Origin of the sequence: Bacteroides sp. AM44-19 (assembly GCF_003603395.1) — a bacterium.
Lineage (GTDB): Bacteria > Bacteroidota > Bacteroidia > Bacteroidales > Bacteroidaceae > Bacteroides > Bacteroides uniformis.
In genome coordinates this window covers 24,866-42,633 of sequence record NZ_QTNB01000022.1, presented here as the reverse complement: position 1 = coordinate 42,633, position 17,768 = coordinate 24,866, and the positions used below count along the sequence as shown (strand labels likewise).

Annotated in this window: 15 protein-coding genes, 1 tRNA gene and 1 pseudogene; 9 read left to right on the top strand and 8 right to left on the bottom strand. The window is 49.6% G+C overall.

Going from position 1 to position 17,768, the window contains the following annotated elements; translation table 11 throughout:
- Positions 1–101: 101 nt before the first annotated feature.
- From DW947_RS19440 to DW947_RS19430, 3 genes and pseudogenes are all read right to left on the bottom strand, one after another.
- Positions 102–224 (bottom strand): annotated as a pseudogene (locus tag DW947_RS19440) (Arm DNA-binding domain-containing protein); the annotation flags it as partial.
- A 136-nt stretch (positions 225–360) separates the two neighbouring features.
- Positions 361–434 (bottom strand) — tRNA-Pro (locus DW947_RS19435).
- 183 nt (positions 435–617) lie between these two features.
- Positions 618–1,367, bottom strand: a complete 750-nt coding sequence (locus tag DW947_RS19430) for a NigD-like protein (RefSeq protein WP_165859479.1) — start codon at positions 1,365–1,367, stop codon at positions 618–620.
- 373 nt (positions 1,368–1,740) lie between these two features.
- On the opposite strand from DW947_RS19430, the gene DW947_RS19425 reads away from it, so the two are divergent.
- Both DW947_RS19425 and DW947_RS19420 read left to right on the top strand, forming a co-directional pair.
- Entirely contained in the window at positions 1,741–2,271 is a 531-nt protein-coding gene (locus tag DW947_RS19425) for an HU family DNA-binding protein (RefSeq protein ID WP_008665685.1), read from the top strand.
- 3 nt (positions 2,272–2,274) lie between these two features.
- Positions 2,275–2,658, top strand: coding sequence for an MmcQ/YjbR family DNA-binding protein (locus tag DW947_RS19420; protein WP_005824086.1), 384 nt, complete (start codon positions 2,275–2,277; stop codon positions 2,656–2,658).
- Here the strand turns inward: DW947_RS19420 and aroB are convergent.
- Complete coding sequence (gene aroB, locus DW947_RS19415) at positions 2,634–3,695, bottom strand: 3-dehydroquinate synthase (RefSeq protein ID WP_117963704.1); 1,062 nt, start codon at positions 3,693–3,695, stop codon at positions 2,634–2,636. The two genes, DW947_RS19420 and aroB, sit on opposite strands and share 25 nt — an antisense overlap.
- Positions 3,696–3,902: 207 nt before the next feature.
- On the opposite strand from aroB, the gene DW947_RS19410 reads away from it, so the two are divergent.
- From DW947_RS19410 to cls, 3 genes are all read left to right on the top strand, one after another.
- The gene (locus tag DW947_RS19410; protein ID WP_005824079.1) at positions 3,903–4,316 is read left to right on the top strand and encodes a hypothetical protein; all 414 of its coding nucleotides are present in this window, start codon (positions 3,903–3,905) and stop codon (positions 4,314–4,316) included.
- A 100-nt stretch (positions 4,317–4,416) separates the two neighbouring features.
- Positions 4,417–7,344 (top strand): outer membrane beta-barrel protein, encoded by a 2,928-nt coding sequence (locus DW947_RS19405; protein WP_117963705.1) that lies wholly within the window; start codon positions 4,417–4,419, stop codon positions 7,342–7,344.
- Positions 7,345–7,614: 270 nt separating this feature from the next.
- Entirely contained in the window at positions 7,615–9,054 is a 1,440-nt protein-coding gene (gene cls / locus DW947_RS19400) for a cardiolipin synthase (protein WP_005824073.1), read from the top strand.
- Between the two features lie 60 nt (positions 9,055–9,114).
- Here cls and rsmD read toward each other — a convergent pair whose 3' ends face one another.
- Genes rsmD through DW947_RS19385 form a run of 3 tightly spaced genes read right to left on the bottom strand, consistent with a single transcriptional unit; the run spans position 9,115 to position 11,123 of the window.
- Complete coding sequence (gene rsmD, locus DW947_RS19395) at positions 9,115–9,648, bottom strand: 16S rRNA (guanine(966)-N(2))-methyltransferase RsmD (protein WP_005824070.1); 534 nt, start codon at positions 9,646–9,648, stop codon at positions 9,115–9,117.
- Positions 9,639–10,418 (bottom strand): DUF3822 family protein, encoded by a 780-nt coding sequence (locus DW947_RS19390; RefSeq protein WP_117963706.1) that lies wholly within the window; start codon positions 10,416–10,418, stop codon positions 9,639–9,641. The genes rsmD and DW947_RS19390 overlap by 10 nt, the downstream gene beginning before the upstream one ends.
- Positions 10,419–10,436: 18 nt before the next feature.
- Positions 10,437–11,123: a hypothetical protein gene (locus DW947_RS19385; RefSeq protein ID WP_005824067.1), complete on the bottom strand. Its 687-nt coding sequence runs from the start codon at positions 11,121–11,123 to the stop codon at positions 10,437–10,439.
- Positions 11,124–11,218: 95 nt separating this feature from the next.
- Here DW947_RS19385 and DW947_RS19380 point away from each other — a divergent pair, with 95 nt between their 5' ends.
- From DW947_RS19380 to DW947_RS19375, 3 genes are all read left to right on the top strand, one after another.
- Positions 11,219–12,637, top strand: coding sequence for an ATP-dependent RecD-like DNA helicase (locus DW947_RS19380; protein WP_117963707.1), 1,419 nt, complete (start codon positions 11,219–11,221; stop codon positions 12,635–12,637).
- Between the two features lie 78 nt (positions 12,638–12,715).
- The gene (locus DW947_RS21945) at positions 12,716–12,934 is read left to right on the top strand and encodes a hypothetical protein (RefSeq protein WP_243635107.1); all 219 of its coding nucleotides are present in this window, start codon (positions 12,716–12,718) and stop codon (positions 12,932–12,934) included.
- Positions 12,895–13,542: a hypothetical protein gene (locus tag DW947_RS19375; protein WP_243635106.1), complete on the top strand. Its 648-nt coding sequence runs from the start codon at positions 12,895–12,897 to the stop codon at positions 13,540–13,542. Before DW947_RS21945 ends, DW947_RS19375 begins: the two co-directional genes overlap by 40 nt.
- 456 nt (positions 13,543–13,998) lie before the next feature.
- On the opposite strand, the gene alaS is transcribed toward DW947_RS19375, so the two are convergent.
- Positions 13,999–16,617 (bottom strand): alanine--tRNA ligase, encoded by a 2,619-nt coding sequence (gene alaS, locus DW947_RS19370; RefSeq protein WP_117963708.1) that lies wholly within the window; start codon positions 16,615–16,617, stop codon positions 13,999–14,001.
- Positions 16,618–16,788: 171 nt separating this feature from the next.
- Between alaS and DW947_RS19365 the strand changes: the two genes are divergently transcribed.
- Positions 16,789–17,757, top strand: a complete 969-nt coding sequence (locus tag DW947_RS19365) for a M23 family metallopeptidase (RefSeq protein ID WP_005824061.1) — start codon at positions 16,789–16,791, stop codon at positions 17,755–17,757.
- Positions 17,758–17,768 lie beyond the last annotated feature (11 nt).

Here is a 17,768-nt window from a genome sequence, read left to right as displayed (position 1 = left end):
ATTGGTTTTTATGAATATACCAATTTTGTTCGGTTAAACATACCCATGGGTGGTACACGTTTCAAATGCTACCCGGGTCCCTTTTCAAGTGTTAGCTACATTACGGATATTCCCAAACTTTTCATTACTCTTTTTTTGCTCTCTGTAATACGTAACATGAGAGGGTGCTCTCCGTTTGATAACACTTTACTCTTAAAACAAATCACTGAAACCTTGATACTCATTGCTTTAAAGGTTGTGCAGCGGTTTACACTATGGTTTACACTAACCTTGATTTTGTCCCATTTCTACTGCTAAAATCAGGAAATGTATAAAAAGAAAAAGTGCCGATAATCATTGGATTACCAGCACTTTACTCAGTCGGGATGACAAGATTCGAACTTGCGACCACACGCCCCCCAGACGCGTACTCTACCGGGCTGAGCTACATCCCGAATTGCGGGTGCAAATGTACGGCTTTATTTTAAAATAGCAAATATTTATAGTGCTTTTTTTATTGAATGAACTTATAATTTGCAGTTTCAAGGCTTTCGGCCAACGTGCCCTGCTCTCTTTTTACTTGTATGCCTGCTTCGCAAGGCAATGGCTTTGAGCGGGCAGGCATACTTTGAATGAAGTTATTGCAGGTTTAGGCTGTTTCTTACGGAAGTGATAGCCGGACTTTCGGGCGTTACGGATTTCCGGGTACAATAATCGAATTCCGCAGATTTTTCGCCGCTAAATGATTTCCACTTCAGTTTCAATTTAACGGTCTTGCCTTCTGTATCAGGCAGGGCATCCAACTTGAAAGCAACCAGTCCGTCCGCATACCTGCCGTAAATGTCGCCCTTGGCATTGTGGCGGAATTCTACTTCATACGGGTTTTCCGGATTCTCGCTCAGCAGCAGATTGACAAAGTGCTTTGTTTGATAGTCTCCTTGCTGAGTTCTAAAGCGAAGGGTCAGATAACCGTCTTCTGCGATGGTTACCCAATCGTTCACTATTTCCACCGGGTCGGTGCCGTATACGGTATCGTTCTCTTCACCCAAATCCGGGGCGATGGGTTTGGTAAGGATACCGTCTATCCAGTTTATATGTACAGCTTGGGTGTAGATATCGCTGGGCTCGTCCACTTCCTTGTAGTTTACCAAAGCGCGGACTTCCTTCTCGCCGTAGGGAGATTTCGTCATGTTGGTAGGCAGCAGAGTGGTCTTGTCATCCAATTGCAGAAAGACTGTCTGGTCTGCATCGGTCTTTACCGTTACCAGGGCATTGGGGAATCTCATGGCATAATTATCATCGTCGTCCAGGCACGATTGGAGGCTTAAGGAGCTGATGGTTGCAATAGCGATTAAAATTTTCTTGTTAAAGATTGACTTCATTTTCATAGTGTACTCTTTTAAATTAAACATTTGGAATAGGTCTTGCTTTTATAGAAATAGCATATTTGCGAAAACCCTGCATGCAGCATTGTTAATTAATGATAAGAGCCGGAGTAAGCTGGTGCGGAATATTATTCCCCGATACATGAAAGATATTTGTATATCAGGTGGAATATGATTACCTTTGCTGTATGAGATGCACATCTCGCGTGTGTTGAGATGTATGTCTCGAACTGCATGAGATGTGCATCTCGTGCATGTTGGGGAATAGCTGTCCGGCCGTATGGAAACTGGCTTTCTGTTTAGGGGAAGTAAACTTCGGGCGGGTTGCAGACAGTCTGGTTGCAGTAAGAAACATTATGTTCATTGTGAAAAGAGTATGAGTATAGTCTATTTGGTTCGAAAGAAGGTTTTCCGCACGGCGGAAGGGGTGAAGCAACTCTATTATGCTGTGCAGCGTGTGTTACAGCGGCGTGGAGGTGTGACGGCAGAGTTGCTGGCGCAGCGTATGGCATCCAGAAAAGGGATGAGTTCGGGAGACGTGCAGAGTGTATTGATAGATTTGCCGAAGTTTATAGAGGAAGCGCTGATGGAGGGAGAGTCGGTGACCATTAAGGGGCTGGGTTCCTTCCATGTGGCGGTGACGAGTGACGGGTTTGAGCATCCCGACGATGTGATGCCGGGCAAGGTACGCTTATCCCGTGTCTATTTTCGTCCGGATAAGTCGCTGGTGGCGAGGCTGAACAGCGGGATGGATTTCTACCGTTATCCGCTTAGCCGATATTTCCCTCACGATATGTTGCGACCGGAAACGCTGCGAAAGGAGCGGGCCGAGGGAAAGACGGGAATTCCGGATGAAGACCCGGTTGGGATGGAAAATGATACGGAGGACTTTTCGGGGGAGGAGTGAGCGATGAATGTGGAAGAATTCAGAGAATACTGTCTCTCCTTGCCGGGAGTGAGCGAGAAGATGCCTTTTCCTAATGTGGCCGACAGATACAGCCGCGATGTGCTTTGCTTTTATGTGGGCGACAAGTGGTTCTGCTTTGTCAATATCGAAGTGTTCGACTTCTGCTGCATCAAGTGCCGCCCGGAGGAATCAACGGAGCTGCGGGCAAGGTACGAGGGGGTGAAGCCGGGGTGGCACATGAACAAGAAGTATTGGAACAGTGTGTATTTTAATCAGGATGTACCGGACAGCATTATCCGAGAACTGGTGGCACGCTCCTATCGGCTGGTTGTGGAGAGCCTGCCGAAGAGGGAGCGGGAGCGTTATACCCCCATGCACTCCCTATAAAAGTCGAACATTTCGAAGATAGTCTCCTTGTCTGCCGTCTGGTTGAGACAGATGTTACCCACTTCTTTCAATAGGGTGAAGTTGATGACTCCGGCGGTATTCTTCTTGTCATGCTTCATCAGTTCGTACAGCTGGTCGTACTGTTTGCAGTTGAAGGTGAAGCTGCCATAATTCTCTTTGACGAATTGGATGGTCTGGCGCATCTTGTCCTTCGGGAATCCGGTCTTTATATAAGAAAGGTAGAGTTCGCAGACCAGCCCCCATGCCACTGCATAGCCGTGCAGCACCGGACGCCTTTCGGCAAGGGCGAGGCTTTCGAAGGCGTGTCCCACGGTGTGCCCCAGGTTCAAGGCTTTGCGGATGCCATGTTCCAGTGGGTCCTCTTCTACGATGCGTTCCTTTACCTGCACGGAACGTCCTACCATGGACTTCAGCAAGGCATAATCTATCTTCTCCGTATCGAAGGCCAGCAGTTCCGCCAGATGTTCCGGGGTACTGATGAGGCCGTGCTTCAGCATCTCCGCATAGCCGGAGAAGAAGTTATGGGCATCGAGGCTGCGCAGGAACTCGGTTTCCAGCAGCACGCAGGCGGCAGGAGCAAAGACGCCGATTTCATTCTTCAGACCGTTGAAGTTGATGCCCGTCTTGCCTCCCACGGAAGCGTCGACCATGGCGAGCAGCGTAGTGGGAACGTTGATGTAGGCGATGCCCCGCTTGAAGGTGGAAGCGGCAAAACCGCCAAGGTCGGTCACCATGCCACCGCCCAGATTGATGAGCAGGGAGTGGCGGCTGGCCCCTTTCTCACTCAGGGCTTGCCATACGGCAGCCAGCGTTTCCATATTCTTGTGCACATCTTCTGCCCCGATAATAATCTCTTCCGCTTCTTCCAGGGCGGGGATACCGTCCAGATGCGGGCGGCAGAGGCGGTGGGTATGCTCGTCGGTAAGGATGAAAAGCTTGTCATGGGGACACTTCTCTATGGCATGCGTCAGGCTGTTTGCCAGTCCTTCGCAAAGGATTACTTCTTGTTTACTCATCTTGTTAATTACAAATTACGAATTACCAATTACTGATGTTACGGATTATGAAGGAAAGGGGGCCTTCTTCATTATATTGTGGCACAAAGATAGCTCTTTTGGCAATAAAACGTTATCTTTGTCCCGTGAAATTCTATGGGTGGCAAGGTGTTTCCGTCATCTGCCTCCCGCTATTTGTAATTAGTAATTTGTAATTGATTGATAGAAATGAGAGCATTACTTCCCGTTTATTGCCGTCCGCTGGGTTATTTCATCATAGCTTTGGCGTTGTTCCTCCCTTTCATATTCCTATTGTGGGGAAAAGTGACAGATGCCAACCTGCTGTTTTACAAGGAATGCTCCAAACTCCTGATGATGATGGGGGCACTGATGATAATCTTTGCCTTGACGAAGAACGAGAATAAGGAGATAGAGCAGGTGCGCAACAAGTCCACGCGCAATGCCATCTTTCTGACCGTTCTTTTTATCTTCGGCGGTATGCTCTACCGGGTGGCGCAGGGTGACCTCCTTTCGGTCGATTCTTCTTCTTTTCTCATATTTCTTATATTGAATGTGCTTTGCTTGGAATTTGGTATAAAGAAAGCGACCGTTGATAGATTATTTAAGCGGAATAGTCGATAAACGGAGCAAATCGTCATGTGGGGCATTAAACCTTTTGCCCGGAAGTCTGTCAAATGAAACAGTGAATAAAAAGGCATTGTTCATTTAAAAGAATAGACACATGAAGAAGATTATCACGGGGATGGCGTTGCTGTTGACAACAACGCTGTCTGCATTCTCACAGACCAAAAACATTACGGTATCGGGCCGTGTCGTGGAGGACACCAAGGAGCCTGCGATACAAGCCACCGTGCAGTTGCTCACCTTGCCCGACAGCGCGCAGGCGGCGGGCACGGCCACCACGGCACAAGGCTATTTCACCCTTCCCAAAGTCAGCGCGGGCAAGTACGTGCTGAAAGTTTCCTACATCGGATTCAAGAACCAATATCTGCCCATGCATCTCTATGCCACGACGGCTACCAAGAACGTGGGCACCCTGACGCTGGAGACAGACGCCGTGATGCTGGCCGAGGCTGTGGTCACGGCCGAAGCGCCGCAGGTGCAGGTGGTGGAAGACACGCTGGTCTATAACTCCTCTGCCTATCGCACCCCCGATGGAGCCATGCTCGAAGAGCTGGTGAAGAAACTACCGGGTGCTGAGATTGACGATGAAGGTAATGTGAAAATAAACGGCAAGGACTTGAAAAAGATTATGGTTGACGGCAAGGAGTTCTTTGGCGGAGACGTAAAGACCGGTTTAAAGAACCTGCCGGTGGACATGGTTGATAAACTAAAAACCTATGATAAGAAGTCCGACCTTGCCCGCATCACCGGTATTGACGACGGTGAGGAGGAAACCGTGCTCGACCTGACTGTAAAGAAGGGCATGAACCAAGGTTGGTTTGGTAATGCCGACGTGGCCGGAGGTACGGAAGACCGCTACATGGGCCGCTTCATGCTGAACCGCTTCGTGGACAAGACACAAGTCTCGCTTGTCGGCTCTGCCAATAACGTGAACGACCAGGGCTTCTCCGGCGGTGGCGGCGGTCCGCGCTGGCGCAGAAACAACGGACTTACAGCGACGAAGATGTTGGGTGTGAACTTCGCCACCCAGACGAACAAGCTGGAACTGGGCGGTAGTGCACGCTACAACTATCAGGATGGAGATATCGCAAGCATCGGTTCTACCGAGGACTTCCTGCCCAACGGCAATTCCTACTCCAACTCGAACAGCAGGCAACGTAACAAAGCCAAGAATTTCAATGCCGATTTCCGCCTGGAGTGGAAGCCGGACTCGATGACGAACATCATCTTCCGTCCTAACTTTTCATACGGTAAAACGGACAATCTTTCTGGTTCGGAGAGCGGTACGTTCGATTCCGACCCTTACAGTCTGGTGACCGACCCCAATAACTGGCTCAATCTGGAGAAGATTCTCAATCCTGATGATGACCCGTTGAGAAGTATCCGTATAAACGCCATCAACAGCGGTTCGCTGAGTGACAACAAGAGTGTGTCTACGGATGCAACCTTGCAGTTGAACAGAAAGCTGAATGACAAAGGGCGCAATGTCACGTTCCGTGGCAGGTTCGGTTATACCAATAATGACAACAACCAGTATACGGAGTCGGAAACACACTACTTCAAGCTGCTGAACTACCTGCAGACGGGAGATTCCGTACTGATTCGTAACCAATACATCGCTACCCCGACCAAGAACTACAATTACAGTGCACAGCTGACTTACAGCGAACCGATAGCCCGTGCCACTTTCCTGCAATTCAGCTATCAGTTCCAGTACAAGTATAGCGAGAGCGACAAGACAACGTACGATTTGCAGGGCTTTCCGGATTGGGGATTGTCAACCCAGCTTCCTGTGGGGTATGAAGAGCATGCGGTGGACAGTCTGGGCAAATATGCGGAATACCGCTACTACAACCACGATGCATCCGTGTCTTTGCGCTTTATCCGCGAGAAGTATCAGTTGAGCGCAGGTATGTCGTTCCAGCCGCAGCATTCTGTATTGTCCTATAAGCGCGGCGACTATATGATTGATACCACCCGCAATGTGTTCAACTTCGCTCCGAACCTGGACTTGCGCATCCGTTTCTCCAAGGTGAGCCAGCTGCGTATGACATACCGCGGGCGTAGCAGCCAACCGAGTATGGAGAATCTGTTGCCGATTGTGGACAACTCCAATCCGCAGAATGTGCGTATCGGTAATCCGGGCTTGAAGCCTTCCTTCACGCACAACATGCGATTCTTCTATAATACGTATAATGCCGAAAAGCAGCGCGGTATTATGTCGCACGTCAACTTCTCGGCAACGCAGAATAGCATCAGCAATAGCCGTGTGTACAATTCGGAGACTGGTGGATGGACTACAACTCCGAAAAATATCAACGGTAATTGGAATGCGTTCGGCATGTTTGGCTTCAATACGGCACTGCCCAATAAGAAGTATACCATCAACTCCTTCTCCAATGCCAACTATCAGAACAATGTGGCTTATCTGACGTCCGGTAAGGGAGCAGATGCCGTGGAACGGAAGAATACAACCACCAACCTGACGCTGGGCGAACGTCTGAATGCCGCCTATCGTAATGACTGGTTTGAATTCGGCTTGAACGGAAGCATCTCCTATTCAATAGAGAAGGATAAACTGACGCCTGACAATAATCAGGAGCCCTATACCTTCTCCTACGGTGCCAATACGCAGATTTCCATACTGTGGAACATGACGCTCTCTACCAACATTGCCAACCAGAGCCGTCGAGGATATACGGACAGCAGTATGAACCGTAACGAGCTTATCTGGAATGCACAGTTGTCGCAGACTTTCCTGAAAGGGAATGCCACCGTCAGCTTCGAGATGTACGACATTCTGAAGAAGCAGAGTAACATCAGCCGTTCGCTGACTGCAAGCGGCCGCTCGGTGTACGAATATAACGGCGTGAACAGCTATTGCATGCTTCACTTCATCTATCGTCTGAATATTTTCGGCAGCAAGGCCGCCCGCGATAAGATGCAGGGCAGACGCGGCTTCGGCGGTCCGGGCTTCGGTCCGGGTCATGGTCCTGGCGGTTTCGGAGGACGCAGGCCGTTCTAAAGCGGAGGGGATCACCCCCCTAATCAGCTTGTCATTCTGATACACTCTCAATTCTGTGGCAGGTTTCTTTTTGATTATTTTTCAGACGCGGATGACGCAAATAAGAATATTAAAAATCTGCGTCATCTGCGTCATCCGCGTCAAAGCGATAGCAAGTATAAGTTTTCAGACAAGTTGGGGGAAGAGGGACTTTTATGTTAATCTCTGTAATCTTCGGTGAAAGTTTCTGTGTTTTTCCTACATTTGTTTCACACTTAATTGTCTGTGAACATGCTTGATTGGAACTTCATTGCCAGCCAGATTGCTACGATAGCCTTCGACATTGTTTATTTCGGTGCCATCATCGGAACGATTGTCGTCATTATCCTCGACAACCGCAATCCGGTGAAAACCATGGCATGGATACTGATACTGATGTTCCTTCCCATCGTGGGGCTGGTGTTTTACTTCTTCTTCGGGCGTAGTCAGCGCCGTGTGCGCATGATAGGGAAGAAGAGTTACAGCCGCTTGTTGAAGAAACCTATGGCGGAATATCTGGCGCAGGACTCATGTGCGCTTCCCATCAATTACAGTCGTCTCATATCCTTGTTCCGTAATACCAACCAGGCTTTCCCCTTCGATGGAAACCGGGTGGAAGCCTATACCCTGGGGCTCTCCATGCTGCAATCCCTGCTGCGCGAACTGGGGAAAGCAACGAAGCATATCCACATGGAATTCTATATCTTTGAGGACGATGCCATTGGGCGCTTGGTGCGTGATGTCCTGATGGAAAAGGCGCGTGCCGGGGTAGAGGTACGTGTGATTTATGATGATGTGGGTTGCTGGCATGTTCCCAACCGTTTTTTTGAAGAGATGCGCGAGGCCGGTATCGAGGTACGCAGCTTTCTGAAGGTACGTTTTCCGCTTTTCACCAGTAAGGTGAACTATCGTAATCATCGGAAAATAGTTGTCATTGACGGGCGCATCGGCTTTGTGGGGGGTATGAATCTTGCCGAACGCTATATGCGCGGATTCTCATGGGGCATCTGGCGGGACACACATCTGCTGCTGGAGGGCAAGGCTGTTCACGGATTGCAGACCGCCTTCCTACTCGATTGGTACTTTGTGGACCGTACACTGATTACGTCTACCCGCTATTTCCCGAAAATAGAAAACTGCGGTACTTCCTTGGCGCAGATTGTAACGAGTGAGCCCGTAGGCCCATGGAAAGACATTATGCAGGGACTTGTCATATCCATTTCCAGCGCAAAGAAATATTTCTATATCCAGACTCCCTACTTCCTGCCCACCGAAGCCGTACTTGTTGCTATGCAGACAGCCGCCTTGTCAGGTGTCGATGTGCGTCTGATGTTGCCCATGCGTGCTGATAACCGCTTGACGCATCTGGGTTCCTGCTCTTATCTGGCAGATGTGCTCTATTCGGGAGTCAAGGTCTATTTCTATAAGAAAGGCTTCTTGCACTCCAAACTGATGGTTTCGGATGATGAGTTGTCCACGGTAGGCTCTACGAATGTGGATTTCCGCAGTTTTGAACATAACTTTGAGGTGAATGCCTTCATCTATGACACAGAAACAGCGCTTCAGATGCGCGAAATCTTCCTTCAAGACCAGCGCGACTGCGTACAAGTATTCCTGAAGAACTGGGTGAAGCGCCCCTGGTATCGTAAGGCTGCAGAGAGTGTGGTGCGGCTGATGGCGCCGCTGTTATAATGAAGAATGATGAATGAAGAATTTCTTGAAGTGTATTCATATCGTACCATTCTTCATTCATCATTTAAATATCGTGAAGTTCACGCTCCCGTATACCCTTCTCTCCACAAAGTGCGGATGTTCCTCGAAACTGTTTTTCTTCCCGTGTTCCAAGACGAAGAGTCCGTCTTCTTTCAGCAAGTTGTTCTCGAAGATGAGATCGGGCAAGGTTTCCAGCCCGGCAAGCTCGTAGGGAGGGTCAGCAAAGATAAAGTCGAACTGCTCGCGTCCGCTTTTGAGGTATTTGAATACGTCACCGCGTATGGGTAGGCACTTGTCCGTCTTTAATTCCTGCATAATTTTGCAGATGAAGGCATAGTGGTCGCGGTCTTTTTCCACGCTGATTACTTGGTCGCAGCCTCTGGACACAAGCTCGATGCTGATGCTGCCCGTACCGGCAAATAGGTCGAGGGCACGGATGCCGTCCTCAAAGTCCATGTAGTTGGAGAGCACATTGAACAGATTCTCTTTGGCAAAGTCTGTGGTGGGGCGTGCCTTGAAGGAGTGGGGCACGTCGAAACGTCTTCTTTTGTATATTCCGCTGATTACTCGCATAGGGTTATGGCTTGCAGGTCAAGATTAGTGGCGGGATTCATGATGAATACCTGCCGGATGAATTTTCGCAGTTCGGGCAGTAGCAGTTCTTTGTCGTTTAGGTCACCGGTCAGGTGCAGCTCATCGCGTTCCTGCTCGAAGCCGAGTTGTTTCCATATATATAATAGGTAGTAGACACGGTCGGGTGTGCTTCTGCATTCAAAGGAATTGGCAAGAAGGAGGCGTCCGCGCTCGTAGCCGTATACGTCTACGGCATCTTTTCGCAAGTGTGCATACATCTTCCGGTTGTTGCCCAAGCGGCTCTTTGAGGAGAAGAACTCAATGAAGGGGCTGGCTTGGGAATAGAACTTGACATCGGGATACTGTTCGCGAAGGAAGGAGCAGACACTCTTATCCATGCCGAACAGTACGACAGTGCTGTTCTTATGCAGTATGTTGTATTGTACGGTTTCGTTTTCCCGTTTAGGATGGTTGTGATAGAAAATGATTTCCGTTTGTTCGTCCTCGAAGAACTCCAGGGGAATGAACGTGAAGCGTTTGTCTGCCATGAGCACATTGACACGGCGGAAGGGGCGTTCCAGCCATGCCAGTTCGCGGAAGGTCTGTTTCAGATTGGCAGTGAGGGAGAGGGACTCGTCCACTGCACGGTCGTAGTAAGAGAACTCACCGTCGCCCAGAGGGTTGAACACAGAAAAAGAAAATCCATCCGTACTGAGACGGATGGATAATGTATACTGTTCCGATTTATTAAAATCAGTCGTTTCTATCATACGTTTGTCGGGGTGAGATTATTCCCAGTTACCGGCGTTGTTGTTAGCTGTTTCCAAGCTACCAATCATCAGACCGCAGTACTTGCCAAGTTTGGTTTGTACGTCCTTGATGTTGGCAATTTCTTGTGCATCCAGACCGTTCAAATAAACTTCGTACGGAGTCTTCACTTCGAGCAGACAGAAAGGAGCACCGGATTTAGCTGTATCGTTCTTGATGGCCATTTCGAACTGTGCACCGTTTCCGAAGGGAACATATCTCATAGAATCGGGGTTGAAGCCTTTCGGGAAGATAGTATCCAATACGGCTACCCACATAGTGTCACGCTTGAAGTTTTCCAATCCCCATTTCTTGACGTCAGCATAGTTACCTGTCTTCTTTGCCTTATTGATGATGTTGATGGCTTTCTTTTCAGTCAGACCGTCTTCCAGCTGCTTATCGTTCAGTTCTCCTTGCTTGAAGATGAACGGAAGTTTCTGGTTTTTAACAAAGTCAATCAGAGAGTCGAAGCTTGCAGTATATTGCTGGTCATGTAAAGTACGATATTCCAATTGTGCTTTACGGATGTCAATCAGACGTGCAATGACGGCTGCGTCTCTGTGCTTCTTTGCTTTTTCAAAGTTGATAGGACCCATAATGCTGGTGTAACAAATATAAATTAGCACCAAAGCACATAAGCCTAAAATGACATTAAATACTGTTTTCATGATAAATATGTTTTTTAGTTGTTATATTCGCACCGCAAAAATAAAAGAAATTAATTTAAAAACGATAGTTCCCTTTACTTTTTTCTGTTACAAAAATGATAAATAACTATTTAGAAAGGCAAATTAAGGAAAATTTTCCTTACCAACCAACTCCTGAGCAAGAAATTGCTGTAAAATCTTTATCGGAGTTCCTTCTGTCACCCCGTAGCGAGGTGGTTTTTATGCTTCGTGGTTATGCGGGGACGGGTAAAACATCGTTGGTCGGTGCCTTGGTGCGGACGTTGGATAAGTTGCAACAAAAGTCGGTATTGCTGGCACCGACCGGACGGGCGGCAAAAGTTTTCTCGGCGTATGCGGGGCATCCGGCGTTTACAATTCATAAAAAAATTTATAGACAGCAATCTTTCTCCAATGAGCTGAGCAATTTTTCTGTGAACGATAATTTGACAACTCACACTTTATATATAGTGGATGAGGCCTCAATGATTTCCAATGAGGGACTGTCCGGTTCCATGTTCGGCACGGGCAGATTGCTGGACGACCTGGTGCAGTTTGTCTATTCCGGCCAGGGATGCCGCCTGCTGCTGATGGGCGATACGGCACAGCTGCCGCCAGTGGGGGAGGAGCAGAGCCCTGCCCTCTTTGCCGATGCCTTGAAAGGCTACGGGCTGGAAGTGGTGGAGGTGGACTTGACGCAGGTGGTGCGTCAGGAGCAACAGTCGGGCATTTTGTGGAATGCCACCCGCCTGAGGCAGTTGATAGCGGAAGACGATTGCTACAGCCTGCCAAAGATAAAGGTTTCGGGGTTTGCCGACATTAAAGTTCTGCCCGGAAATGAGCTGATAGAAACGCTGAGCTCTTGCTACGACCATGACGGGCTGGATGAAACTATCGTGGTGTGCCGCTCCAACAAGAGGGCGAACATCTACAACAAAGGCATCCGTGCGCAGATTCTCTGGCGTGAGGATGAATTAAACACCGGTGATTTGTTGATGGTGGCGAAAAATAACTACTTCTGGACGGAAAAGGAGAAGGAGATGGATTTCATTGCCAACGGTGAGACTGCCGTGGTGCGCCGCGTGCGCCGTACGCGAGAGCTGTATGGCTTCCGCTTTGCAGACGTGACGCTGGTCTTTCCCGACTATAACGACTTTGAACTGGAAGTGAACATGCTGCTCGATACGCTGCATACCGACTCGCCTGCGCTGCCCAAGGCAGAGAACGACCGGCTTTTCTACTCCGTCCTCGAAGATTATGCCGACATCACCGTGAAGCGCGAGCGGATGAAGAAGATGAAAGCGGACCCTTACTACAATGCCCTGCAGGTGAAGTATGCCTACGCCGTGACTTGCCACAAGGCTCAGGGCGGACAGTGGAAGAATGTATTCCTCGACCAGGGCTATATGACGGACGAGTATTTGACGCCCGATTACTTCCGTTGGCTCTACACGGCCTTTACCCGTGCCACGGGAACGCTCTACCTGGTGAACTATCCGAAAGAACAAATAGTTTGAAAAAGAGAGGGATAACGATGCAGTATTCCGGTATTTTGTGTATTTTTGTAGGTAGAACAACGATAACTGAACAATATTATGAAGAAGCTATACTCTCTCTTTGCCTTGATAGCGCTGCTGTTCGCCACTTCCGGTTGCGAGGACGATTACCGGAGCATGGTACTTTTCGAAGGCGTGGAGCCTATTTATCAGATTGGGACATGTGACAATCTGGTGTCTTTCCTTTCATTCTATCTTTCGGAAACAGAAGGGGAACGGTGCTGGGTATCGACGGCGGCGACGGTTCCTATCGTGTAATCAATGAACATGAGTCGGTGGCTTCCGTGACTTTTACCGATGATGTCAACGGTTATCAGCGTATCAAGATTCATCCGTTGGCAGAGGGGGAGACGATTGTGAAGGTGATGGATGGTTCCGGTGAGAGCACCCAGCTGCGCATTACGGTGAGAAGCCGCCGGCAATATACAATGACAAAGATGGGCTTTGAGTATGGAATCAGCGACGGTGCGCCTACGGAACTGCTGGGCGAGGTGTCTGAGGAGCTTTCCAATCGTCCCTGGTTGGAGAATACCGGATATTATGTATTGGTGCCGGATAAGGAATGCTCCAATTTTTTGGAGAAAGGTGTATTGGAAATCTACCGGACGGGGAAAGAGGACAAGCCTCTTGTGGGACGTTATGACACGGTTCCGGTGGAAGATGAGGACGGAGATACATACGCATTGTGGCAGTTTACCTGTAATGGAGAGCAGAGGCTCTTTACACGGACTGTCACGGGGAATGAAGGTAGCAGTGTGGTTAAATGTGTACTTGCAGAAAATGTGACGCCTTTCTGCTCTTCCGGTTTGTTGCCCGAGGGGGTACTGGTTATTTACCGCGAGAAGTTTACGGTTCGGATGGAGTGATGGCGTTTTAGTGTAAATCTTGTCAAGAGCAGATTTACGAAAGATTAACGGACGGGAGGCTTAGGCTTCCCGTTTTTGTTTCTGTTGCGCATCATCTGTTTGTTCTGTATGCATCATTCGTTTGCTTCGAATGCATTGTCTGTTTGTTCTGGACTAATCATCCGTTCCCTCCACTTCACTGTCCCAAACCTTAGGGCTTTTCACGGAAACCCCAGGGCTTTGGAGGGTAAATGCCAGCCATTTCACTTGCTAAGGTGTGGCATTTAGGATGGTAAGGTGTGGAGTTTGGGGAGCCGGCATGTGGCATTTCAAATGGAATGCCGTGGAGGGTAAAAAGAAAAGGAGAAGCAATGCTTCTCCTTTTCCGGTAGTTTAAATTTGAAATATCTAAAAAATGACATTACAAATATACAACATCGCAGAGGCGATGTCAAGTGTTTCGCCGATTATTTTCGATTACAGTCCAGCCAACTCCAAAACTTTGTCAATGGCAGCGTTCAGTCCGTCAGCATTCTTGCCGCCGGCAGTTGCAAAGTGGGGCTGGCCACCGCCACCGCCTTGGATAAGCTTGGCGGCCTCTTTCACCAGGTTTCCGGCTTTCAGTCCGCCTGCCACGAGGTTGTCGCTCAGCATGACGGTCAGCATAGGCTTGCCTTCGGCTTCAGTTCCTGCCACGAAGAACAGGTTTTCCGTAATCTGGCCACGCAGCTGGAAGGCGATGTTCTTCACTGTTTCTGCCGGCAGGGGAGCACAGAACTTGATGACTTTGACGCCATTGACTTCCTGCACGTTCTTCAGCAGTCTTTCCTTCAGCTGTGCTTCTTTCTCTTTCATGAAGTCCTCTACCTGCTTCTTCAGTCCGGTGTTTTCGTCAATATACTTACGGATGGTTCCGGCAAGGTCGGGTGCGTTGTTGAAGAGTGCCTTCAAGTCGCGCAGCGTGTCTTCGATGGTGTTCATCAGTTCCTCCACGCGTGCACCCGTGTAGGCTTCGATACGGCGCACACCGGCAGCCACGGAACTTTCGGAGATAATCTTCACCATACCGATGTTTCCGGTAGCGGCCACGTGCGTACCTCCACAGAACTCTACGGAAGAACCGAACTGGATAACGCGTACATGGTCGCCGTACTTCTCGCCGAACAGAGCGATGGCGCCCAGTTCCTTGGCTTCTTCGATAGGAATGTTGCGGTATTCCTTCAAAGGTATGTTGGCGCGAATCTTTGCATTAACGATGTGTTCCACCTGGCGGATTTCCTCGTCCGTCACCTTCTGGAAGTGTGAGAAGTCGAAACGCAGGGAGTCGGGCGTAACCAAAGAACCCTTCTGCTCTACGTGCTCGCCCAATACTTCGCGCAGCGCGGCATCCAGCAAGTGGGTGGCAGAGTGGTTGGCGGCGCAAGCGGCGCGCTTGTCGGTATCCACGCACGCCATCATCGGAGCTTCCAGATGCTGGGGCAACTTCTTGGTGATGTGGATGGGCAGATTGTTCTCCTTCTTGGTATCCACCACTTCGATGGTTTCGAACTCGTTCACCAATACACCGGTGTCGCCTACCTGACCGCCGCTTTCGGCGTAGAACGGAGTCTTGTCCAGTACAATCTGATACAAGGTCTGGTTCTTCTGCTTCACTTGGCGGTAGCGCAGCACGGATGTCTCGTATTCCGTATAGTCATATCCCACGAATTCGGTAGTACCTTCTTTCAGTGTAATCCAGTCACCGGTCTCCACGGCGGCGGCATTACGGGCGCGCTGTTTCTGCTGTTGCATTTCGGCATCGAACTCCTTGATGTCGGCAGTCATGCCGTTTTCGCGGAGAATCAGTTCCGTCAGGTCGAGTGGGAAACCGAAGGTGTCATATAAGGTAAAGGCATCCTTTCCGCTGATTTCGTTCTTGCCGGTGGCTTTGGCATCTGCCATGGTCTTTTCCAGCAGGCGGATACCCGTCTCCAGGGTGCGGAGGAAGGAGTCTTCTTCTTCTTTGATAACTTTGGCAATCAAGTCCTTCTGCGCATTCAGCTCGGGGTAAGCGCCGCCCATATTCTCGATGAGCACGGGGAGCAGCTTGTACATGAATGCCTGCTTCTGTCCGAGGAACGTGTAACCGTAGCGCACGGCACGGCGCAGGATGCGGCGGATGACGTAACCTGCCTTGGCATTGCTCGGCAGCTGTCCGTCGGTGATGGAGAAGGCGATGGTACGGATGTGGTCGGCAATTACACGCATGGCGATGTCCGACTTCTCATCTTCGCCATACTTCTTGCCTGCCATGTCTCCGATGGCTTTCAGTATCGGTTGGAATACGTCGGTGTCGTAGTTGGAGGTCTTTCCTTGCAGTGTGCGCACCAGTCGCTCGAAGCCCATGCCGGTGTCGATAACCTTGGCGGGAAGTCCTTCCAGACTGCCGTCCGCCTTGCGGTTGAACTGCATGAACACGAGGTTCCAGATTTCAATCACCTGCGGGTGGTCTCTGTTCACTAGCTGGCTGCCGGGTACTTTGGCTTTCTCTTCTTCCGAACGGGAGTCCACATGGATTTCCGAACACGGGCCGCACGGTCCCGTATCACCCATTTCCCAGAAGTTATCGTGTTTGTTGCCATTCAGAATGTGGTCTTTCGGCAAGAACTGCTCCCAATAGGAAGCGGCTTCGTTGTCGCGTTCCAGTCCTTCTTCGGCGCTGCCCTCGAATACGGTGGCGTAGAGGTCTTTGGGGTTGAGTTTCAGTACATCCACCAGATACTCCCATGCCCAGGAGATGGCTTCCTTCTTGAAGTAGTCGCCGAATGACCAGTTGCCCAGCATCTCGAACATGGTGTGGTGGTAGGTATCGTGACCCACTTCCTCCAGGTCGTTGTGCTTTCCGCTTACGCGAAGGCATTTCTGCGAGTCAGCAACTCTTTTGTATTTCGCCGGGTGGTTGCCCAAAATGATATCTTTAAACTGGTTCATTCCCGCATTGGTGAACATCAACGTGGGGTCATCCTTAATCACCATCGGGGCCGAAGGCACTATCTGGTGACCTTTACTTTCGAAGAAACTCTTGAAAGAGTCTCTGATTTCGTTTGCAGTCAACATACTCTCTATTGATTTATCTGATTCTAATTTGATTTACCTTCTCTTGTCGTTTTTTGCCCGTTTCTTACTACTAACTACTTGCTACTTAGTCTTAATATTCTTGAAAAAACTGTGCAAAGATAGCTTGTTTTTATTACTTTTGTCGCATTGACAAGCGAAATATTTCCTAAGATGCGCAAAGTTTACTACATTTATAATCCCCAGACGCAGACGTACGACCGTATTTATCCTACCGTGAGGCAGCGGGCGCTGAGCATTCTCCGCCGTTTGTTCATCGGTATGGGGCTGGGTGCGGGCAGTTTCATCGTATTGCTGCTTATCTTCGGCTCTCCGTCGGAGAAGGAGTTGCGAAAGGAGAACAGCAAACTGCAGGCGCAGTACAACGTCCTCTCCCGCCGGCTGGACGAGGCTATGGGAGTGCTGCAAGACATACAGCAGCGTGATGACAATCTGTACCGGGTGATTTTCATGGCCGACCCTATTCCTTCTGCCATCCGTCAGGCTGGATACGGCGGTACCAACCGCTATGAGCATCTGATGGATATGGCTAACTCCGACTTGGTTATCAATACCACGCAGAAAATGGATATGATTAGCAAGCAACTCTATATCCAGTCCCGCTCCTTTGACGATGTGGTGGAGATGTGCAAGAATCATGATGAAATGCTGCGCTGCATTCCTGCCATACAGCCGGTTTCCAATAAAGACCTCCGTAAGACCGCTTCGGGTTACGGTACGCGTATCGACCCCATTTATGGTACCAGCAAGTTCCATGAGGGTATGGACTTTTCGGCTCCCCAGGGCACGGATGTCTATGCCACGGGAGATGGCACCGTGGTGCAGATGGGCTGGCAATCGGGCTATGGCAACAGAATTGTGATAGACCACGGCTTCGGTTATCAGACGGTGTATGCACACTTGCGCGATTTCCGGACGAAGTTGGGCAAGAAAGTGGTACGTGGTGAGGTCATTGGCGGGGTAGGCAGTACGGGCAAGAGTACTGGTCCGCACTTGCACTACGAAGTACACGTTAAGGGAAAAGTTGTGAATCCCGTCAACTACTACTTCATGGATCTCAGTGCCGAGGATTATGACCGCATGATACAGATTGCGGCGAACCATGGTAAGGTGCTTGATTGACGGATGATTTA